This is a genomic window from Rhodopseudomonas rhenobacensis (assembly GCF_014203125.1).
Taxonomy (GTDB): Bacteria; Pseudomonadota; Alphaproteobacteria; order Rhizobiales; family Xanthobacteraceae; genus Rhodopseudomonas_A; species Rhodopseudomonas_A rhenobacensis.
On record NZ_JACHIH010000003.1, the window covers coordinates 265,919 to 287,333 of the forward strand.

Sequence of the window (21,415 nt, forward strand, 5' to 3'; positions counted from 1 at the left end):
GTGCTGGCCCTGGTGCTCGGCTGCTTCTGGCTGCGCCGCTGCGGCCGGCTGTGAGCCCCCTTTTCATCCCGCCACCAACTCATCAGTAAGGAGTCACCATGTCACGCAACAAGATCGTATTGGCCGGAGCCGGCCAGATCGGCGGCACGCTGGCGCATCTGGCGATGCTGCATCGGCTCGGCGACGTCACGCTGCTCGACGTCGCCGCCAATCCGCCGAAGGGCAAGGCGCTGGATCTGTCGCACGCCGCGGCGATCGAAGGATCCGACGCGGTGCTGCGCGGCACCGCCGATCAGGCCGACATCGTCGGCGCCGACGTGGTGATCGTCACCGCCGGGGTGCCGCGGCGGCCCGGCGTCGACCGCGAGGCGCTGCTCGGCATCAACCTGCCGGTGATGGAATCGATCGGCACGGCGATCGGGCGCTACTGTCCCGACGCGTTTGTGATCTGCATCACCAACCCGCTGGATGCGATGGTGTGGGCGCTGCGGCGGTTCTCCGGCCTGCCGCCCGAACGCGTCGTCGGCATGGGCGGCGTGCTCGACAGCGCACGGCTGCGCAGTTTTCTGGCTGAAGCGCTCGGCGTCTCGGTGACCGAGGTGCAGGCGATGACGCTCGGCGGCCACGGCGACGACATGGTGCCGCTGGTGCGGCAGGCCACCGTCGGCGGCGTCGCGCTGCCGGACCTGGTGAAGATGGGCTGGATCACCCAACAGGCGATCGACGCCATCGTGCAGCGCACCCGCAACGGCGGCGCCGAGGTGGTGAATCTCATGGGTAGCAGTTCGGCCTACTACGCGCCAGCCAGTGCCGCCATCGCCATGGCGATGAGCTATCTCGGCGATCAGAAGCGGGTGTTTCCGGCCTCGGCGGCGCTGAGCGGCCAATACGGCGTCGACGGGCTGCACGTCGGCGTGCCGGTGATGATCGGCTCGGGCGGCATCGAGAAAATCATCGAACTCGACTTCGACGACGAGGAGCGCCGGCAGTTCGCCCGCTCGGTCGCCGCCGTCGCGTCGCTGGTCGAGGACTGCAAGCGGCTGCATCTGGGGCTGGCGTGATGGCGTGGCAGGCGATGCGGTGGTCGCGTGAAGGCGAGAGTAGGATGTGGACAGAGCCGATGAGCGACGCCAGCGAGCGGGTGTTTCTGCTGAGCAGCCTGATCGGCCTGCCGGCGAGCGTCGGCGGGCATCGGCGCGGCCGGGTCGCCGATCTGACGGTGAGCAAAGCCGGCGCGCAGCTGCGGGTCGACGGCATCGTGGTGCATGGGGCGACCGGGGTCGAGACCGTGGATTGCGGCGCCATGCAGTCGCTGCACGTCTCCGGCCTGGAGTTTTGCGATGGCGACGGCGCGCCGCATGGCGAGCGGTTTCATCTCGGGCAACTGGTGTTCGGCAAGCGGATGCTGGACCGCGCAAGCGGCTCCGTCCGCGTCGCGCGCGACGCCCGGCTGGTGCTGCGCGATGGCGTGCTGATCGTGACGGCGTTCGATTTCGACGCGCTCGGGCATCCGTTCCGCAACGTCGTCGACTTCGTCGAGGAACGGCTGAAGCGCCTCGTGCATCCGTCCGCGCTGCGCAGCAGCGTAGGCATCGACGACGTGGTGGTGCCGCGGCTCTACGCGCAAAGCCACCAGATCGGCGACGACAAGATTCCCGCGGTCGATCTCGCCGAGATTCTGTCGGAGCTGGAGCCCGCCGAACGCATCGCCGAATTCAGCCGGCTCGGCGTGTCCGACGCCGCCGCCGTGCTGGAATACGAGACGCCGGCGTTCCGCCGCGAGCTGATATCGGCGATCGGCACCGCGCGGATGGCGCAGTTGATCGGCGCGCTGCCGCCGGCGCGCGCCGCCAGCCTGTTGTGGGGGCTGCCGCTGTCGGAAATCGACTGCGTGCTCGAACATCTCGGGCGCGGCGAGGCGGAGCGGGTGCACCACCTGTTGTGGAACAAGGCCGACGATCTCGCGCACTTCCTGACGCCGTGCCATCTCGAGCTGCACGCCTCCGCCACCGTCGCGCAGGCGATCGCGGAGTATCGCCGGCTCGACGGCAAGGCCGCGCGGGTGTCCTACGTCTATGTGATCGACGCCGAGCGGCATCTGCTCGGCGTGGTGTCGGCATCGGCGCTGCTCCGCAGCCCGGCCGAGGCGCCGCTGTCCGCCATCATGACCGCGCAGCCGGCGCGGTTGCACCAGACCGACGCGGTGAAACAGGCGTCGCGGATGTTCCAGCGCTATCCGTTTGCGGCGCTGCCGATCGTCGATCTCGCCGATCGGCTGGTCGGCAAGATCGAGCGGGACGAGGTCGACTTCATTCTCGGGCGGTTCAAGGACCTAGGCAACCAGTGTTGAGCTGCGGCCGTTGACCGGCGCGGACGATGACGGAGGATAGACGTGATCGATCGGCTTCACCGGCGCGGCGAAATTGCGCGTGGTTGCGCCTTTCTCGGCCTGCGCGGTCGCGGGGTGCAGGTCCGGCAGGCCGGCGTCGCGCGCGGCGAGCAGCCCGAGCGCTGACCAATCGAGATCGGCCCAGCCATGTGCCACCATCGCGACCAGACGATCATGCACCAGACTGGTGGCCGGCATCGGCACGCTGCTGGATTCGGCGACCGCCAGCGCCAGCCGCAGATCCTTCACCGCCAGCGGCACCGTCATGCCGGGCGGGCTGTAGCGCTCCTCGACGATCTTGCCGCCATAGGTGCGATGCACGCGGGCGTCGAACAGCGAATTGGTGAAGATGTCGAAGCCGACGCGCGGATCGATCCCGCTTTTGCGCAGCAGCGCCAGCACTTCGCCCATGCTCTGCAGCGTCAGCGCGGTGAGCACGTTGCCGGCGAGCTTGACCAGATTGGCCGCCGCGGCGTCCTCGCCGATCACGAACAGCTTTTGGCCGAGCCGATCGAGCAGCGGCTTGGCTTTTTCCATCGCGGCGGCGGGGCCGGCGGCGAGGATGAACAGCGTCCGCGCCTTCGCCAGATCCGGATTGCCGAGCACGGGGGCTGCGACATAGCCCTGGCGGCGCGCGGCGTGCCAGGCGGCGAGCCGGCGCGACATCGCCGGACTGATCGTGCTCATCGAGATGTGCACGGCGCCGGGCTGCAGCGTCTCGACCAGACCGCCGGGCCCGGTGGTGACCGACGTCAGCGCCTCGTCGTCGGGCAGCGAGGACAACACCACGTCGCAATCGGCGAGATCGGCGAGCTTACGCGCGGCGGTGATGCCCGGCTGCGCGACGGCGTCGATCGCCGCCTGCGCGGCGTCCCACGCCACGACCGGATATCCGTCGGCGCACAGATTCTCGGCGAAGGCGCGGCCCATCCGTCCCAATCCGACCACGCCGACCCGGATCGGGTGCTGCGGGGAGGCGGGGGCGTCGCTGTTGGCAGGGGTGTTGGTCATGGCGGGTCTCGCGATGTCGAAGGGAAACTGACGCCATGATCATGGCGCCGAAATCGCCGGCGGCGAAAGCGCTGCGGCGGCAAATGACTTTTGCGTAGATGGGAAGTGAGTGCGATGGACTATCTGATGGCGATGCGCGCCTTTACCCGCACGGTCGAGCTCGGCAGCTTCTCGTTGGCGGCGACCGAACTCGACGTGAAAGTATCGACGATCTCGCGGCAGATCGCCGCGCTGGAGAGCGACGTCAGCGCCGCGCTGCTCAATCGCTCGACGCGCCGGCTGCATCTCACCGAGGCGGGCTCGCTGTTTTACGATCGCGCCACGCAGATCCTGCTCGCGGTGGAGGAGGCGCGGGCGGCGACCGCGTCGTTGAACGAGAGCCCGCGCGGGCTGCTGCGGATCACCATGCCGACCGCGTTCGGACGGCTGCACGTGATGCCGCATATCAAGGACTTCATCGCCGAATATCCGGAAATCCGCATCGCCGCGACGCTGACCGACGCGACGGTGGATCTGATCGAGACCGGCGACGACGTCGCGGTGCGGATCGGCTCGCTCACCGATTCCAGCCTGGTGGCGCGGCGGCTGGCGTCGCACCGCAGGCTGCTGGTCGCCAGCCCCGGTTACTTGCGGCAGCGCGAACCGATCAGCCGGCCGCGCGACGTCGCGCGGCAGCAATGCCTGATCTTCACGCTGCAAGCCGGCGACTGCTGGTACGCAAGGCGCAGCGAGGATGCTGCGGCGGAGCCGTTGCAGATCGCGGTGACCGGCAACATGCGCGCCAACGATTCCGAGGCGCTGCACGGCGCGGCGCTGGCCGGGCTCGGCCTCGCGCTGTTGCCGTCGTGGCTGGTCGGCGACGATCTGCGCAAGGGGCGCCTGGTGGCGCCGTTGGTCGGCTGGGAATGGTTTGCATCGCGCGGACCCGAGCCGGCGATCTGGGGCGTCTATCCGCCGAAGAAGATCGTCTCGCCCAAGGTGCGATCCTTCATCGGCTTCCTGTCGCGGCGCTACGGCAGCCCGGCCTATTGGGATCGCCCATCAGACGCAGCGCCCGCGAACGCGTAGTTCTGTCACGGCGTTTGTTGCGCGCGACGCAAAGCACCTTTGCAGCCTCGCAAACTTAATACTTCCGCAAGTCGTGCGGACCTAACGCTGAATTTGGCTGTGCCGTTCGATGGTTATCTCGATCATTCCGCGTACTCGGTCGCACCGTGATCGCTTCAAGGAAGCTCAAATGCTCAATAATCTTTCGATTCGCGCCAAGATCACCATCGTGGTGTCGTTCCTGCTGTTCGCGCTGACCGGCATGGGCCTGATGGCGGTCGTCAAGATGCGCTCGATCAACGCCAGCACCGTCGAGATCCAGAGCGTCTGGCTGCCGAGCGTGCGGGCGCTCGGCGAGCTGCGCGCCGCCGCCGCGAGCTATCGCGGCATCGTGCGGCTGCACATCCTGAGCGAAACCGCCGAGACCAAGGCGGCGGCGGGCAAACGGCTGCAGGCCGCCTCGCAGGGCATGAAAGATATCCGCAAGGGCTACGAGAAGCTGATCCAGGCCGAGGACGAGCGCGCGCTGTTCGCCGATTGGACGCGGCAATGGGAGAGTTATGAGAACGCCGTGCAGCAGGTGCTGGTGCTGTCGCGCGAGGCCGCCGGCCGGGTGCCGCACGAGGCGTTCGTCGAGAACGAGACCAAGGCCTATCCGATCGGCAAGACCGCGGACCTCACCCTGGATCGCGCCATCGACAACAACAACCGCGCGGCGGACGGCGCAGGCATCGCCTCGGCCGAGCACTACAACGCCGCGTTTCTGCTGATCGCGGTCATTCTTGCGGTGACGGCGGCCGCCGGCATCGGTCTGGCGATCTATCTGGTGCGCAGCGTCTCGCACGGCATCGCCTCGATCGTCACGCCGATGCAGGCGCTCGGCCGCGGCGATCTCGGCGCATTGGTGCCGCATCAGGGCGAGCGCACCGAAATCGGCGCCATGGCCGATACCTTGCAGGTGTTCAAGCAGGCGTTGATCGACAAGCAGGCCAGCGACGAGGCCGCGGCGCGCGAGGCCGAAGCCAAGATCCGCCGCGGCCAGCGGGTCGACAGCATCACCCGCGAGTTCGAGGCGATGATCGGCGAGATCGTCGAGACGGTGTCGTCGGCCTCGACCGAACTGGAAGCCTCGGCGAGCACGCTGACCTCGGCGGCGGAGCGCGCGCATCAATTGACCAACGCCGTCGCCGCGGCGTCGGGCGAAGCCTCGAGCAACGTGCAGTCGGTCGCCTCGGCCACCGAGGAATTGAGTTCGTCGGTCAACGAGATCGGCCGTCAGGTGCAGGATTCCGCGCGGATCGCCAACGAGGCGGTGCATCAGGCCGAAAACACCAACCACCGGGTCGGCGAGCTCGCCAAGGCGGCGGCGCGGATCGGCGACGTGGTCGAGCTGATCAATACCATCGCCGGACAGACCAACCTGTTGGCGTTGAATGCCACAATCGAAGCCGCCCGCGCCGGTGACGCCGGCCGCGGCTTTGCGGTGGTGGCGTCCGAAGTGAAGGCTTTGGCCGAACAGACCGGCCGCGCGACCGGCGAGATCAGCCAGCAGATCAACGGCATCCAGCTCGCGACCCGCGAATCGGTCGACGCCATCAAGGAGATCGGCGAGACCATCGGTCAGATGGCGGAGATCGCCTCGACGATCGCGTCGGCGGTCGAGCAGCAGGGCGCCGCGACGCAGGAAATCTCCCGCAACGTGCAGCAGGCGGCGCACGGCACCGGGCGGGTCAGCGCCAATATCGGCGACGTGCAGCGCGGCGCCAGCGAGACCGGCTCGGCGTCCACCCAGGTGCTGTCGGCGGCGCAGTCGCTGTCGCATGACAGCACGCGGCTGAAGGACGAGGTCGGCAAATTCCTGGCGTCGGTGCGCAGCGCCTGAACGCGCGGACGCAAATCCGATCGGGGCGCGGTGGTCGTTCGTGGTCGGAAGCCGGCCACGACGCGGAGCACCGACCGTAAAGCAAAGCAACCCGGGCCGCCTGCGCAGTGCGGATTGCTTTGCCGTAAGCAGTGCTCGTAACGAATACTCTAAGCGTGGGCTAGTCTTGCGGCGTAATGTCGGGATGTATTTGCCGGCAGCGGTGATTACGCGGCCTGGCCGGCGATTTCCATTTCGACGAGGCGCATCTGCGCGCCGCCGGAGGCGTCGAGCCGCGAGGAGCCGCAGGACGGGCAATGATCGAGCCGGCTGGAAACCGTGGCCTCGGCGCCGCAATCCAGGCATTTGGCCTGGCCCGGCGGCCGGTCGATCTCCAGCACCATGCCGTCGAGAAAGGTGTCGCGGCTGGTGATTTCAAAGGCGTAACGCAGCGCCTCGGGGTCGAGGCAGCTCAACAGTCCGATTTCCAGGCGCAGTCGCTTCACCATGTCGAATCCGCGGCGGCGGCGCTCGTCTTCGAGCTGGCTGATGATCTCTTCGCAAATCGTCATTTCATGCATGGCGCAGGGTCCTGACATTGCATGGGGCGGAAACCGCGGCCGCCGGGACACCGATGCTTTGGCTGCATCGGCGCCCGGCGGTCGGGGCTCAGGAGGTCGCTTTCAACTTAGGCCGGCTGAACCACCTTGGTGGCGACCGGATTGGCGGCCGCCGCAAGGCGCTTCTTCAGGTCGCTGTAGTCCTTATTCACCTGCTTCTCGGCCCATACCTGGTCGGCGATGGCCTCGACACGCACGGCGGCGAACTTGTATTCCGGCGTCTTCGAGATCGGATCGACGTGATGGACGGTCAGTTCGTTGCACGCGCCGATCCACCACTGGTAGGTCATGTAGACCACCCCGAGGTTGGTGCGCTCGGTGATCTTCGCACGCGAGATCACCTTGCCACGACGTGACGCGACATAGACCAGCTGCTCGTCCTTGATGCCGAGCTTGGCGGCGTCGACCGGGTTCATGGTGACGTAACCCGGCTCGTCCGCCAGCGCGGTGAGGGCGGAGCAGTTGCCGGTCATCGAACGGCAGGAGTAATGCCCGACTTCGCGGACCGTGCAGAGACCGAGCGGGTATTCCGCATCGACCTTCTCCAACGGCGGGCGCCATTCGGAGGCGAACAACAGGCCCTTACCGCTCTTGGTCTGGAACTTGTTGCCTTCGTAGAGATAGGGCGTGCCGGGATGGCCTTCTTCCGGGCAGGGCCACTGGATGTAGCCGAGGCCCGACAGTTTCTCGTAAGTCGCACCCTTGTAGAGGTCGCACAGCGAGATCAGCTCCGCCCAGATTTCGTCGGTGGAGGTGTACTTCATGGGATAGCCCATCGCGGTGGCGAGCAGGCCGTAGATCTCCCAATCGTGCTTGACGTCGCCCTTGGCATTCACCGCCTTGTAGAAGCGCTGGAAGCCGCGGTCGGCCGACGAGAACACGCCGTCATGCTCGCCCCACGAGGTCGCCGGCAGGATGACGTCGGCATACATCGCCGTCTTCGTCATGAAGATGTCCTGCACGACGATGAAGTCGAGCGCCGCAAAGCCCTTGCGCACCGAGTCGAGGTCGGGCTCGGTCTGAGCCGGATCTTCGCCGAAGATGTACATCGCCTTGAGCTTGCCTTCCTCGGCAGCGTGCGGCACGTCGGTGATCGACATGCCGATCTTGTCCGGCAGGCTCGGCACGCCCCACGCCTTGGCGAACTTCGCCCGGGAGGCCGCGTCGGTGACGTATTCGTAACCCGGGAACACGTTCGGCAGCGCACCCATGTCGCAGGCGCCCTGCACGTTGTTCTGGCCACGCACCGGGCCGACGCCGACGTTCGGACGGCCGAGGTTGCCGGTCAGCAGTGCCAGGCCGGACAGCCCCTTCACCACGTCGACCGCCTGACCCCACTGCGTCACGCCCATGCCCCACAAGATCGTCGCCGATTTGGCGGCGGCATAGACACGCATGGCTTCGCGGATCTGCGACGCCTTCAGCCCGGTGATGCTTTCAACGTATTCGGGAGTGTATTTCGCAACGGTTGCTTTGTATTCTTCAAAGCCTTCCGTGTATTTCTCGACGAAATCACGGTCATAAAGACCTTCGGTGATCAATACATTGGCGAAAGCATTGACCAGCGCCATGTTGGAGCCGTTCTTCAGCGACAGCCACATGTCGGAAATGCGCGCGGTTTCGATGAAGCGCGGATCGCAGGTGATGATCTTGGCGCCCTTTTCCTTGGCCTTGAGGATCCGGCGCGCGACGATCGGGTGGCTGTCGGCGGCGTTGTAGCCGAAGCACAGGATGCAGTCGGTGTCTTCGATCTCGCAGATCGAGTTGCTCATGGCACCGTTGCCGAGCGTGACCATCAAACCCGCCACCGACGGGCCGTGGCAGACCCGGGCGCAGCAGTCGATGTTGTTGGTGCCGATCACCGCGCGGGCGAACTTCTGCGCGACGTAATTCGACTCATTGCCGGTGCCGCGCGAGGAGCCTGTCAGCATGATCGAATCAGCGCCGTGCTGCTTCTTGATGTCGCCGAGCTTCTTGGCGGTGAAGGCGATCGCCTCGTCCCACGACACCGTCTCGAACTTCGAATCCCGGGTCCGGCGGATCATCGGCTGGCGCAGCCGCGGGGTGAGGATCTTGGTGTCGTTGATGAAGTCCCAGCCGTAGTAGCCCTTCAGGCAGAGCTCGCCCTGGTTGGTGACGCCGTTCAGCGGCTCGGCGCCGACCACCTTGTCGTTCTCGACCAGCAGGTTGAGCTTACAGCCGGATCCGCAGTACGGACATACAGAGATGTGTTTTTCCATGGTCTTACCTCGTAAGTAAACTGGTTAAGCTGTAAGTTGAGTGTTGACGATCTCGCCGGCGGAGGTGGTCAAACCGCCGTTGATCGCGGAGCGCAGCCGCCGTTCGCGCTGCAGTTCGGCCATCATGGCTTCGTCCATGACGTGCAAGGCATCGGTCGGGCAGACCTCGACGCAGGCCGGACCCTTTTCCCGGTTGATGCAGAGGTCGCATTTGTGGGCTTCGGCCTTGACGCCGTCGGCCACGGTGACACCGGCGAAGCTGCGATAGGTCGGCTGGGTGATGACTTCCATCACGCCGAACGGGCAGGCCACGACGCAGGTCTTGCAGCCCAGGCAGCGGGACTGATCGATCTGCACGGTGCCGACGTTATAATAGATGGCGCCGCTCGGGCAGGCCTTCAGGCACGGCGCTTCTTCGCAATGATGACAGGTCACGGGGGTCGAGACCGTGAGGGTCTGCATCAGCTTGATGCGCGGCGTGAAGTGGCTCGGCGTGAGCGCCCCCACGGTCTGCGACGGCTCGTGCGCAAGCGCGCATGCCACCTCGCAGGTATGACACCCAATACACTTGTTGGGTTCGCTGACGATGAATCGATTCATTCTCCACATCTCCACTTAGGCGACGTCCGCAGGTGAAGGCCGCGCGGTGAAGTCCGCGTGGCCCATTTCGCGTGGCGGCTCGGTTTGCCCGCACGTCGCCCGGCCCATCATCAAGATTTGTTATCGCTTAATAAAACCAAGATATGGGCGTGCGTGTTGCAGGTAATCTGCCATGTACATTACGCGTTCGAACAATAGAACTGATCTAGATCAAAATTACAAAACATGAGAGATCCGCAAAATTAGCTGGTCTCACTTTCAATTTTCGGTGTACGTGTCATTCGGAAGCAGCGAATACTTCGATTTACTTCTCTTGTTAGGTAATTCTTCTTGGATCATCAGTTCTGCTTATCGAAATCCCCAGGACCTGACGCACCGTCAGGCCGTGGCACGCGGTGGAGCGATTCACCGTCGGGGCCAGCCATCAACGTGGAGAGATGGACATGAATCGCTTTGTCATCGCAGACCCGGGGCGATGCATCGGCTGCAATACCTGTATGGCCGCATGCTCGACGGTACACAGCGCCGTCGGGCTGCAGGCGCATCCGCGGCTATCAGTGACCCGAACTTACGAGATCACCGCGCCGGTGCAGTGTCGCCACTGCGAGGATGCGCCGTGCGCCCGGGTCTGCCCGGTCGACGCCATCAAGCTCGCCGACGATCAGGTGATGCTCAGCGAGCAGGCCTGCATCGGCTGCAAGATGTGCGCGATCGCCTGTCCGTTCGGCGCGATCACGCCGTCCGGCACCTCGGTCTCCGGCGTCGCCGGCATCAAGATCGACCGGCCGACCGAATCCGCCGCGCTCGACCCGCTGCTCGGCTGGAGCATCGGCGTCCGCACCGTCGCGGTGAAATGCGACCTGTGCAGTTTCCAAGAGGCCGGCCCCGAATGTGTCCGCGTCTGTCCCACCGCAGCTCTGCATGTGGTGAACGGGCGGTCGCTCGATCGCGCCAACGCCGACAAGCGGCTGGCCAGTGCGGCGGCCAACGTCGCGCTCAGCATCGTCGGCTTCGACGCTTCGTCCCAAGCCAACACTCCATCGATTGAGGAGCGCGACTGACATGACTCCGATCCAGCTTCTATGTGCCTCGCTCGCCTGCTCCATCGTTGCCGCCTTCGGCAGCCTGTTGCTGTCGCGCGCTGAAAACTGGGCGATCAGCTTCGCCGGCCTCGGCGGCCTGGTCGCCGCGGTGCTCGGCGGCGTCGCCGGCGCTTCGGTGCTGAGCGGCGCGCCGCTCGTGCTCGACGTCGCCGGTCCGTTCTCCTTCGCCCACTTCATCATCAGGCTCGACGCCTTGTCGGGCCTGATGGTGCTGGTGATCTCCACGCTCGCCGCCGTCGCCTCGATCTACTCGTTCTCTTACGTGCGTGAGTATGGCGGGCGCGGCGTCGGGCCGATGGGCTTCTTCTTCAACCTCTTCGTCGCCTCGATGGTGTTGGTGGTGGTCGCGGACAACGCCTTCTGGTTCCTGGTGTTCTTCGAGATGATGTCGCTCGCCTCGTACTTCCTGGTGATCTTCGACCAGGACGAGGAAGCGGTGTCGGCCGGGTTCATCTACTTCCTGGTGGCGCACGCCGGTTCGGTGGCGATCATGGCCGGGTTCTTCCTGATGGCCAACGCCGCCGGCTCGCTCGACTTCGCGGCGTTCCGCGCCACGCATCCGTCGGCGCTGGTGGCCTCGATCGTGTTCGTGCTGTCGCTGCTCGGGTTCGGCGCCAAGGCCGGCATGATCCCGCTGCACGTCTGGCTGCCGCGGGCCCATCCGGCCGCGCCCTCGCACGCCTCCGCGCTGATGTCCGGCGTGATGATCAAGATCGGCGTGTTCGGTATCCTCAAGGTCAGCGTCGATCTGCTCGGCGGCGACGTGTTGTGGTGGGGCATCGCGGTGCTCGCACTCGGCGCGATCTCGTCGGTGCTCGGCGTGATCTACGCGTTGGCCGAACACGACATCAAGCGGCTACTGGCCTATCACTCGGTCGAGAACATCGGCATCATCATGCTCGGCATCGGCACCGGCATGATCGGCATCGCCACGCACCATCCGCTGGTCGCGATGCTCGGAATGCTCGCCGGTCTCTATCACCTCATCAACCACGCGATCTTCAAGGGCCTGCTGTTCCTCGGCGCCGGCGCCGTGATCTTCCGGATGCACACCAAGGACATGGACAAGATGGGCGGCCTCGCCCGCACCATGCCGTGGACCTCGGCCTGCTTCCTGGTCGGCGCGCTCGCGATCTCGGCGATCCCGCCGCTCAACGGCTTCGTCTCGGAGTGGTTCACCTACCAGGCGCTGTTCGCCGCGGCACTCGACGGCACCTTCCTGGTGCAGTTCGCCACCCCGATCGCCGCGACCGCACTGGCGCTGACCGGCGCGCTCGCCGTGATGTGCTTCGTCAAGGCCTACGGCGAGATGTTCTCCGGCCTGCCGCGCAGCAAGAAGGCGGAACAGACCACCGAGGTGCCGGCGCCGATGATCATCGGCATGGTGCTGTTGGCCGCGGCCTGCGTCGGCCTCGGGCTTGCGGCGCCGCTGGTGGTGCCGGTGATCGGCGGCATCGCCGCCGCGATCCTGCACATGCCGCCGGCATCGTTCGCCAACGGCGTCATGGTGCTGCCGGGCGATCCCGCCCACACCCTGCTGTCGACGCCGTTGCTGGCGGTGCTCTTGGTCGGACTTGCCACCGTGCCGCTGGCGATCAGCGCGGCGTTCTCCGGATCCCGCGCCAACCGCCGTCAGGCCGCCGAGCCGTGGGCCTGCGGTTATCTGCCGGACGCCCACATGACCGTCACCGCGCACTCCTTCGCGCAGCCGATCCGGATGTTCTTCGCGCCGCTCTACGCGGTGCGCCGGACCGCCGCGGCGGCCTCCGAGGGCATCGAGCGGCAGTTCGTCAAGCTGGTGTCGCTGGCCCGCCGCGGTGAGCCGATGCTCGACCGCGCGCTGGTCGGTCCGTCGATCAGCTTCGTCGGCGGTGTCGGGAAGCGTCTGCAGATCCTGCAAAGCGGCGCGCTGTCCACCTACTGCCTCTACATCGTCGCGGCGCTCGCGATCCTCCTCCTCATTACGCTTCGCTAGGAGAGAAACAGTCGTGCCCACTCTCACTCAAGTCTCGCTGGCATTCGTGCAAGCCCTCTTGCTGCTCGCTGCCGCACCCTTGTTCACCGGCATCACCCGCGTGCTCCGCGCCAAGATGCACACCCGGCGCGGGCCGGGCGTGCTGCAGGACTACCGCGACGTCATCAAGCTGTTACGGCGGCAGAATCTGCAGCCGCCGGCGGCCGGTTTCGCGTTCCGCGCGATGCCGACGGTGATGATCGCCGCGCTCTTGACCATCGCCATGGCGGTGCCGGTCTTGACCCGCGCCGTGCCGATCCCCGGCCTCGGTGATCTGATCACGGTAATCTACCTGTTCGCCATCGTGCGGTTCTTCTTCTCGCTGTCGGGCCTCGACTCCGGTTCGTCCTTCGCCGGCATCGGCGGCAGCCGCGAACTGACGCTCGGCGTGCTGGTCGAACCGACCCTGGTGCTGTCGCTGCTGGTGTGCGCGTTGCTCGCCGGCAGCACCGACATCGGCGCGATGGGCGAGGCGATCGCCACCGGGCACGTCCGCTCGGCGGGCGCGGTGTTGCTGGCCGGCGCGGCGGCGATCTTCGCCTGCTACTTCGAACTCGGCAAACTGCCCTACGACATGGCCGAAGCCGAGCAGGAACTGCAGGAAGGCCCGCTGTCGGAATATTCCGGTCCGTCGCTGGCGCTGCTCAAGGTCGCGATGGGGTTCAAGCAACTGCTGATCCTGGCCTTCGTGTTCGCGATCTTCGTGCCCTACGGCAGTTCGTCCGACACCAGCCTGGTCGGGCTGTTGATCGGCCTCGCCGCCTTCATCGCGAAGATCGCCGTGGTCGCTGTGGTGCTCGGCGTCGTCGAGAACAGCGTGGCGCGGGCGCGTTTCCGCCTGACGCCGCGGCACAGCTGGTTCGGGCTCGGCATCGCCTCGCTCGCCTTCGTCTTTTACATCTCTGGCCTGTGAGCCGAGGAGCAAAGCCATGATCGCCCTTGCGCTAGCAAGCATCCTACTTCCCACCGTCGGAGCGGCTCTCATCGCGCTCTCGCCGCGGTCGGCCTCAAAACGCCTCGGCCAGATCTTCGCCGGCCTGGCCACCGCCTGCCTCCTGGTCCTTGCCTATCAGTTCTCTGTCGGCGGCAAGATCCCCGCGGAATACTCCGTCATCAACTTCGGCGGGGTCGAGATCCTCGGCTTCGGCGTCGACACCGTCTCGGTGTTGGTCGCCTGCGCCGTGGTCGGCATCGGCTTCCTGATCTCGATCTATTCCGGCGGCTACCTCGACGCCGGCAATCGCGAGCATCCCGACATCGTGCGGCGGCGCTACTTCGCCTTCCTCTCGCTGTTCATCGGCGCGATGGCAGGCCTGGTGTTCTCCACCACGGTGATCGGCCAATTGGTGTTCTTCGAAATCAGCGGCGTCTGCTCCTGGGCGTTGATCGGCTACTACGAAAAGCCGAAGTCGCTGTATTCCGCCGCCAAGGCGCTGATCATCACCCACATCGCCTCGCTCGGGCTGTATGTCGCGGCGAGCGTGATGTTCCTGGAGACCCACACCTTCGCGCTGTCGGCGATCGGTGGATTGTCCGAGACCGCCAAGACCATCGTGCTGCTGGCGATCCTGGTCGCCGCCTGGGGCAAGTCGGCGCAGCTGCCGTTCCACATGTGGCTGCCCGACGCCATGGAAGCGCCGACCCCGGTCAGCGCCTACCTGCACGCCGCCTCGATGGTCAAAGTCGGCGTCTACATCTTCGCCCGCGCGCTGATGTCGTCGAACGGCGCGCCGGAACTGGTCGGCTACGTCTGCACTATCATGGCGACCATCACCCTGGTGTACGGCTTCATCATGTATCTGCCGCAGTGTGACATGAAGCGGCTGCTCGCTTACTCCACCATCACCCAGCTGTCCTACATGTTCCTCGGTCTCGGGCTGTCGGTGTTCGGTTCGCAGATGGCCTTCAACGGCGCCATCGCTCACTTGTTCAACCATGCCTTCGCCAAGACGCTGTTCTTCTTGGTCGCCGGCGCACTCAGCTACACGACCGGAACGCGCATGTTGCCGCTGTTGCGCGGCGTCCTGTCGAAATCGCCACTGCTCGGCATCGCCTTCGTGGTGGCGGCCTTGGCGATCGCCGGCGTCCCGCCGTTCAACGGCTTCTTCTCGAAGTTCGCGATCTTCGCCGGTGGCTTTGAGGTCGCTCAACAGCACCCCTTGCTGATGGTGCTGTTGGTGATCGCGTTGCTTGAATCGGTCGGCAGCTTCGCCTGGTTCCTGAAATGGGTCGGTTGGACAGTGCCGGGTCGTCCGTCGGAGGCGGTGGCCGCTGCGTCGCCGGTTCCGCTCTCCATGCAGATCGTGCTGATCACGTTGATCGTCATGGCAGTCTGCTCAAGCTTCATCGCCGCTATCTGGCTCGGTTGAGGACAACAAGATGTCTGGATTACAGATCGTAAATGGGCTCGCGGGCCTGCTGATAGTCACCTCGCTATTGGTCGTGGTGGCGCGCAAGCCCTCACAATCGGCCAAGTTCTACGCGCTTCAATCGTTGGTGCTGGTCGCGGTGTTCGTCGCGCTCGGCTCCGCCACCAACGCGCCGCAACTCTACGTCTGGGCGGCGGTGGCCTTCGTCACCAAGGTGGTGCTGGTGCCGGTGATCATGGCACGCAGCTTCGGCCGCTTGTCGGACGAACGGCTCGGAAGCGGCGAGCGGATCTCGCCCGCCGTCACCGTGTTGCTCGCCGCCGTCGTCGTCCTGCTGTGCACGCTGATCATCTCCGGCGTGACGCTGCCGGCGGCCGCGGGGATCAAGCCCGCGCTGGCGATCTCGCTCGCCCACTTCTTCTTCGGGCTGGCCTGCATCGTGACCCAGCGCAACATCCTCAAGCAGGTGTTCGGCTATTGCCTGATGGAGAACGGCTCGCACCTCACGCTGGCTCTGCTGGCGGGGAGTGCCCCCGAGCTGGTCGAGATCGGCATCACCACCGACGCCGTCTTCGCCGTCGTCATCATGGTCATCCTGGCCACCCAAATTAACCGCAAGCTGGCGACCCTCGACGCCGACCAGCTCACCACCCTGAAGGGATGATCGCCATGGTCGCCTCGGACCTGCCTCCCCTCCTGCTGCTTTCCCCTCTGGTCTTCGCGCTGGTGATCTTCGCGATGCCCACGAGTGGGCGATCTGCCAGGCTCATCGAACTGCTGCATCTCGTCTCGATCGTCGGCACGCTGGTGTTGGCTCTCACCACCGTCGGCTACGTGCTGTCGCACGGAACCCTGGTGACCTTCGGCGACTGGCTGATGGTCGATCCGCTGGCCGCGATCTTCGTCGGTCTGATCGGCGTGGTCGGCTGCCTCACCGGGTTCTATTCGATCGGTTACATCCGGCACGACGTCGCGCATGGTGAACTGACCGCGGTGAAGCAGAAGCTGTACTACGGCTTCTTCAACCTGTTCCTGTTCACCATGCTGCTGGTGGTCACCGCCAACAACATCGTGATGATGTGGGTGGGGATCGAAGCCACCACGCTCGGCTCGGCGTTCCTGGTCGGCATCTACGGCAAGGGCACCTCGCTGGAAGCCGCCTGGAAATACCTGATCATCTGTTCGGTGGGTGTCGCCTTCGGCCTCTACGGCACGGTGTTGACCTTCGCCAATGCGTCGGCCTCGATCGATCCGCACCAGGCCGTGCTGTGGACCAGCATCCTTGCCCATGCCCAGGACCTCGATCCGACGCTGGTCAAGATCGCCTTCGTGTTTGTGCTGATCGGCTTCGGCACCAAGGCCGGCATCTTCCCGATGCATGCCTGGCTGCCCGACGCGCACTCCGAGGCGCCGAGCCCGGTGTCGGGTCTGCTGTCCGGCGTGCTCTTGAAGTGCGGCCTGTTCGTGATCATCCGCTACTACGCGGTGACCATGAAGGCAATCGGCCCGGAGTTCCCGCAGTCGATCCTGCTGGTGCTGGGCGTGTTGACGGTTGCGGTGTCGGCCTTCCTGGTGTTCGTCCAGCACGACTTCAAGCGCAAGCTGGCCTACCACTCGATCGAACACGTCGGCCTGATCGTGATCGGTCTCGGCGTCGGCGGCCCGCTCGGAATCGCCGCGGCGCTGCTGCACACCATCAACCACAGCTTCACCAAGGCGCTGTTGTTCTGCGGCTCGGGCAACGTGCTGCAGAAGTACGGCACCCGTGATCTGCGCTCGGTCAAGGGCATCCTGCGCACCGCGCCGGTGACCGGGCTGTTCATCATGGCGGGTGCGCTCGCGCTGGCCGGCTTCCCGCCGTTCAACGTGTTCGTCTCGGAGTTCATGGTGTTCGCCGCCGGCCTCGACGCCGGATATCCGAAGCTGATGATCCTGGTCGCGCTGCTGTTCACCATCACGGTTGCGGCGCTGGTCGACATCATCGCGCATTCGGTGCTCGGCAAGGCTCCTGAGAACATGGAGAAGAGCGACTCCAGCTGGCTGTCGCTCGCGCCGATGGGGGTGCTGCTCGCTCTCATCATGGTGTTTGGCGTCGCGATGCCCCGCCCGGTCGGCGACATCCTGCGCCAGGCGACCGGCATCGTCATGGACCAAGGACATGCGACGGCCACCGCGACGCCGATCGAACACGTCGCGGCGAAGAAATAACCGCCGGCCCCAACGGAGAACTGCCATGAACATCAACGTAACAGACCGGGTCGGCGCCTCGCATATCGAATATTTGCGCCAGAAACTCCCGCATGCCGTGCTCGAAGAGCGCTGGCAGACGGACAAGCAGGTGACCGTCACCGTCAAGCTGAACCAACTCCCCGAGGCCGTCTCGACGCTGTATTACGGGCGCGAAGGCTGGCTCTCGGTGGTGGTCGGCAACGACGAGCGCTCGCTCAACGACTCTTTCGGCCTCTACTACGTGCTGTCGATGGAGGGCGAGGAGAAGTGCCACGTCGTCGTCCATGCCGCGGTGCCGAGCGACAACGAGGAATTCCCCTCGGTGACGCCGAAGGTCCCGGGCTGCGTCTGGGGCGAGCGCGAAATCCGCGACATGTACGGCCTGCGCCCGGTCGGTCTGCCGGACGAGCGCCGGCTGGTGCTGCCGGACGATTGGCCCGAAGGGCTGCACCCGCTGCGCAAGGACTCGATGGACTATCGGCTGCGGCCGCAGCCGACCAGCGACAACGAGAACTATCAGTTCCGCAACGACGCCGCCGGCGAGACCACGGTGGTGCCGCTCGGCCCGCTGCACATCACCTCGGACGAACCCGGGCATTTCCGGCTGTTCGTCGACGGTGAAGACATCATCGATGCCGACTACCGGATGTTCTACGTGCATCGCGGCATGGAGAAATTGGCCGAAACCCGGATGGGCTACAACGAGGTGACGTTCCTCGCCGACCGGGTCTGCGGCATTTGCGGCTACGCCCACTCGGTCGCCTATGCGAGCTCGGTCGAAAACGCGCTCGGTATCATCGTTCCGCAGCGCGCCCAGGCGATCCGCTCGCTGCTGCTGGAGACCGAGCGACTGCACAGCCACATGCTGAACCTCGGCCTGGTCTGCCATTTCGTCGGCTTCGACTCCGGCTTCATGCAGTTCTTCCGGGTTCGCGAAAAGGCGATGACGCTGGCCGAGATGCTGACCGGCGCCCGCAAGACCTACGCGATCAACCTGATCGGCGGCGTCCGTCGCGACATCCTCGGCGAGCAGCGCACCAAGACGCTGCAGCTGGTCGCGGAATTGCGCGAAGACGTGCAGCGGCTGCTGGAGATGCTGCTGGCGACGCCGAACTTCGGCCCGCGCGTCGCCGCCGTCGGCCTGCTCGACCGCAAGATCGCCCGCGATTACTCGCCGGTCGGCCCATTGGTGCGCGGCAGCGGCTTCAAGCGCGACACCCGCGTCGATCACGCCTTCGCCGGCTACAAGAACGTCAACCTCGGCGTCCACACCGGCGACGGTTGCGACGTGCTGTCGCGAACCATGGTGCGTGCCGCCGAGATCTTCGACAGCCTGTCGCTGATCGAGCAGCTGCTCGACAACACGCCGGAAGGCCCGATCATCAACGAGGACTTCGTCTACAAGCCGTATCAGTTCGCGCTGGGCTTCACCGAGGCGCCGCGCGGCGAGGACATCCACTGGTCGATGACCGGCGACAACCAGAAGCTCTATCGCTGGCGCTGCCGGGCCTCGACCTACGCCAACTGGCCGGTGCTGCGCTACATGCTGCGCGGCAACACGGTGTCGGATGCGCCGCTCATCGTGGGTTCGATCGATCCTTGCTACTCCTGCACCGACCGCGTCACCGTGGTCGACGTCAAGAAGGAGACCAGCAAGACGATCCCCTACAAGGAAATCGAACGCTATTGCCGCGAGCGCAAAGACTCGCCGTTGAAGTAGGGAAGACGTCAATGTTCAAACTGCTGAAGGAAGTCTTCCGCACCGGCGAAGCCACGGTGAAGTATCCGTTCGCGCCGCTGGAAATCTCCAAGGATTTTCGCGGCAAGCCCGAGCACACCGCGGAACAGTGCATCGCCTGCGGCGCCTGCACCATCGCCTGTCCGGCCAACGCCTTGGCGATGGAGACCGACGTCGCCGCCGGGACCCGAACCTGGTCGATCTCGTATGCGCGTTGCATCTTCTGCGCGCGCTGCGAGGAGGTCTGTCCGACCCAGGCCATCAAGCTGACGCCGGACTTCGAGCTCGCGGTCACCAACAAGGCGGATCTCACCGTCAAGGCGGTGTTCAAGCTCGCTGACTGCGTCTGCTGCGGCGAGCCGTTCGCGCCCGCCAAGGAGATCGCCTACGTCACGGCGCTGATCGAGGCGACGTCCGTGACGAGCGCCGACGGCACCACCGCCGCGGTGTCGGAAGACACCGAACGCCGGCGCCGGATGCTGGCGACTTGCCCGAGCTGCAAGCGCGTCAATGACCTGGTGCAGATCGCCCGTATCACCGATCAGCAGGAGAAACGTCGATGAAAATGGACACCCCCGCCGACATCAAGCGGATGAAATCCTCGCTGCTGTCGAACATCCGCCGCTCCGCCTACGTCTATCGGGTCGATTGCGGCGGCTGCAACGGCTGCGAGATCGAGATCTTCGCCGCCATCACCCCCATCTTCGATGCCGAACGCTTCGGCATCAAAGTGGTGGCGTCGCCGCGCCACGCCGACATCCTGCTGTTCACCGGCGCGGTGACCCGCGCGATGCGGATGCCGGCGCTGCGCGCCTACGAGGCGGCGCCGGATCCGAAGATCGTGGTGTCGTATGGCGCCTGCGGTTGCTCGGGCGGCATCTTCCACGACCTGTATTGCGTGTGGGGCGGCACCGACCAGGTGGTGCCGGTCGACGTCTACATCCCCGGCTGCCCGCCGACCCCGCCCGCCACCATCTACGGCTTCGCCGTAGCCCTCGGCCTGTTGGATCAGAAGCTGAAGGCCAAGACCCACATCGAAGGCGAGGGCGAGCAGGCCGGCATCGCGCACCCGGCGGTGCCGTACAATGTGCGGATCCACATCGAGCGCGAGGCTCGCCGCATGGCCGGCTATCGCCAGGGCCGCGACATCGCCGATCGCTTCCTCGGCATGTTGCAGATCCCCGGCGACCTGCCGCTGCAGCAGCGCGTCGAGACCTTCGCCGCGGCGGAAACCGACCCGCGCCTCGCCGAGATCTATCTGCAGATCGGCGAGACGCTGCAGCATCCGGAGTTGCGGCCATGAATGGCGACATCGTGTTCTATCGGCTCAATGCCAAGATCATGGAGCGCGATGGCGACATTCCGGCGGACGCCAAACAGGTGATCTACTACTCGCTGGCGATCGGACACCACGTCGGGGTGTTCGATTGCTTCAAGCCGGTGCTGCGTTGCAGCGGCGACTTCTATCAGCGCCTGGTCACGGCGCTGCCCGAGGGCGAGGCGCGGCGCAAGCTCGACGGCATCCATCGCTTCGGCGAGATCACCATCGATCGCTCGCACACCGAGTTGCTCGGCGCGGCGATCGATCAGGTGTCGCCGGCGCTCGACAGCGAATCCGCCGACTGGCTCCGCGAACTCGGCACGTCGCTGGCGGCGATCGAGGCGGAGCCCGCGATCTACCTGATGGGACGACGACTATGACCGGCATGGTGCTGACGGTCGGCAATACGCTGATGGGCGACGACGGCGCCGGCCCGCTGCTTGCGGAATTGCTCGAAGCCCGGCCGGCGGCGGGATGGACGGTGCTCGACGGCGGCGCCACCCCGGAGAACGTTACTTACGTGGTGCGCGCCGAGGCGCCGGAGCGCGTGCTGCTGGTCGACGCCGCCGACATGCGGCTGCCGCCCGGCACGGTCTGCCGCATCAACGAGGCGGACGTCGCCAAGCAATTCCTGATCAACACCCACGCGATTCCGCTCGACGTGCTGATCGCCTCGCTGCGCGAAACCGTGCCGCGAGTGACATTTGTCGGCATCCAGCCGGAGGTGGTGACCTTCTTCGGTGATATGACGCCGGCGGTTAAGGCGGCGGTGGAGGGTCTGCACCGAAGCCTCTTATTGGGTACGGACCCTGACGATCTGCCGACCGTGGCGGAACGCCACGACCAGACAGCAATGACTTAGTCACTTAGCGC

Annotated in this window: 19 protein-coding genes; 15 read left to right on the top strand and 4 right to left on the bottom strand. The window is 65.7% G+C overall.

The annotated features are described in order from the left end of the window. Positions 1-98 precede the first annotated feature (98 nt). Both HNR60_RS04785 and HNR60_RS04790 read left to right on the top strand, forming a co-directional pair. Complete coding sequence (locus tag HNR60_RS04785) at positions 99-1,061, top strand: malate dehydrogenase (protein ID WP_184254850.1); 963 nt, start codon at positions 99-101, stop codon at positions 1,059-1,061. 59 nt (positions 1,062-1,120) lie between these two features. Then, a complete protein-coding gene (locus HNR60_RS04790) occupies positions 1,121-2,350 on the top strand; it encodes a magnesium transporter MgtE N-terminal domain-containing protein (RefSeq protein WP_184254852.1) in 1,230 nt (409 codons plus the stop codon). On the opposite strand, the gene HNR60_RS04795 is transcribed toward HNR60_RS04790, so the two are convergent. Continuing rightward, positions 2,333-3,400 carry an NAD(P)-dependent oxidoreductase gene (locus HNR60_RS04795; RefSeq protein ID WP_184254854.1) on the bottom strand — a complete coding sequence of 356 codons (1,068 nt, stop codon included), beginning with the start codon at positions 3,398-3,400 and terminating at the stop codon, positions 2,333-2,335. The two genes, HNR60_RS04790 and HNR60_RS04795, sit on opposite strands and share 18 nt — an antisense overlap. Positions 3,401-3,514: 114 nt before the next feature. Here HNR60_RS04795 and HNR60_RS04800 point away from each other — a divergent pair, with 114 nt between their 5' ends. Then, on the top strand, positions 3,515-4,468 hold the full coding sequence (locus tag HNR60_RS04800; RefSeq protein ID WP_184254943.1) for a LysR family transcriptional regulator: 954 nt from the start codon (positions 3,515-3,517) through the stop codon (positions 4,466-4,468). A gap of 169 nt (positions 4,469-4,637) precedes the next feature. After that, positions 4,638-6,329, top strand: coding sequence for a methyl-accepting chemotaxis protein (locus tag HNR60_RS04805; protein ID WP_184254856.1), 1,692 nt, complete (start codon positions 4,638-4,640; stop codon positions 6,327-6,329). 206 nt (positions 6,330-6,535) lie between these two features. On the opposite strand, the gene hypA is transcribed toward HNR60_RS04805, so the two are convergent. The 3 genes from hypA to HNR60_RS04820 all read right to left on the bottom strand — a co-directional run bounded on the left by hypA (position 6,536) and on the right by HNR60_RS04820 (position 9,768). Further along, entirely contained in the window at positions 6,536-6,889 is a 354-nt protein-coding gene (hypA, locus tag HNR60_RS04810; RefSeq protein ID WP_184254857.1) for a hydrogenase maturation nickel metallochaperone HypA, read from the bottom strand. A gap of 107 nt (positions 6,890-6,996) precedes the next feature. Then, positions 6,997-9,168, bottom strand: a complete 2,172-nt coding sequence (fdhF, locus tag HNR60_RS04815) for a formate dehydrogenase subunit alpha (protein WP_184254860.1) — start codon at positions 9,166-9,168, stop codon at positions 6,997-6,999. 24 nt (positions 9,169-9,192) lie between these two features. After that, the gene (locus HNR60_RS04820) at positions 9,193-9,768 is read right to left on the bottom strand and encodes a 4Fe-4S dicluster domain-containing protein (protein ID WP_184254862.1); all 576 of its coding nucleotides are present in this window, start codon (positions 9,766-9,768) and stop codon (positions 9,193-9,195) included. 443 nt (positions 9,769-10,211) lie between these two features. On the opposite strand from HNR60_RS04820, the gene HNR60_RS04825 reads away from it, so the two are divergent. The 11 genes from HNR60_RS04825 to hycI are packed head-to-tail and all read left to right on the top strand — an operon-like array spanning position 10,212 to position 21,404. After that, the gene (locus HNR60_RS04825) at positions 10,212-10,829 is read left to right on the top strand and encodes a 4Fe-4S dicluster domain-containing protein (protein ID WP_184254864.1); all 618 of its coding nucleotides are present in this window, start codon (positions 10,212-10,214) and stop codon (positions 10,827-10,829) included. Position 10,830: 1 nt separating this feature from the next. Next, the gene (gene hyfB, locus HNR60_RS04830; RefSeq protein ID WP_184254866.1) at positions 10,831-12,846 is read left to right on the top strand and encodes a hydrogenase 4 subunit B; all 2,016 of its coding nucleotides are present in this window, start codon (positions 10,831-10,833) and stop codon (positions 12,844-12,846) included. A 13-nt stretch (positions 12,847-12,859) separates the two neighbouring features. Continuing rightward, positions 12,860-13,798 (top strand): NADH-quinone oxidoreductase subunit H, encoded by a 939-nt coding sequence (locus HNR60_RS04835; protein ID WP_184254868.1) that lies wholly within the window; start codon positions 12,860-12,862, stop codon positions 13,796-13,798. Positions 13,799-13,814: 16 nt separating this feature from the next. Continuing rightward, on the top strand, positions 13,815-15,254 hold the full coding sequence (locus HNR60_RS04840; RefSeq protein WP_184254869.1) for a hydrogenase 4 subunit D: 1,440 nt from the start codon (positions 13,815-13,817) through the stop codon (positions 15,252-15,254). A gap of 10 nt (positions 15,255-15,264) precedes the next feature. Continuing rightward, complete coding sequence (gene hyfE, locus HNR60_RS04845; RefSeq protein ID WP_184254871.1) at positions 15,265-15,918, top strand: hydrogenase 4 membrane subunit; 654 nt, start codon at positions 15,265-15,267, stop codon at positions 15,916-15,918. Between the two features lie 5 nt (positions 15,919-15,923). After that, entirely contained in the window at positions 15,924-17,462 is a 1,539-nt protein-coding gene (locus tag HNR60_RS04850; protein ID WP_184254873.1) for a hydrogenase 4 subunit F, read from the top strand. 25 nt (positions 17,463-17,487) lie between these two features. Further along, on the top strand, positions 17,488-19,203 hold the full coding sequence (locus HNR60_RS04855; RefSeq protein WP_184254875.1) for a hydrogenase large subunit: 1,716 nt from the start codon (positions 17,488-17,490) through the stop codon (positions 19,201-19,203). An 11-nt stretch (positions 19,204-19,214) separates the two neighbouring features. After that, positions 19,215-19,784: a formate hydrogenlyase complex iron-sulfur subunit gene (locus HNR60_RS04860; protein ID WP_184254877.1), complete on the top strand. Its 570-nt coding sequence runs from the start codon at positions 19,215-19,217 to the stop codon at positions 19,782-19,784. Next, positions 19,781-20,524, top strand: coding sequence for an NADH-quinone oxidoreductase subunit B family protein (locus HNR60_RS04865; RefSeq protein ID WP_184254880.1), 744 nt, complete (start codon positions 19,781-19,783; stop codon positions 20,522-20,524). Before HNR60_RS04860 ends, HNR60_RS04865 begins: the two co-directional genes overlap by 4 nt. Further along, a complete protein-coding gene (locus HNR60_RS04870; protein ID WP_184254882.1) occupies positions 20,521-20,922 on the top strand; it encodes a formate hydrogenlyase maturation HycH family protein in 402 nt (133 codons plus the stop codon). The genes HNR60_RS04865 and HNR60_RS04870 overlap by 4 nt, the downstream gene beginning before the upstream one ends. After that, entirely contained in the window at positions 20,919-21,404 is a 486-nt protein-coding gene (gene hycI / locus HNR60_RS04875; RefSeq protein ID WP_184254884.1) for a hydrogenase maturation peptidase HycI, read from the top strand. Before HNR60_RS04870 ends, hycI begins: the two co-directional genes overlap by 4 nt. Positions 21,405-21,415: the final 11 nt, after the last annotated feature.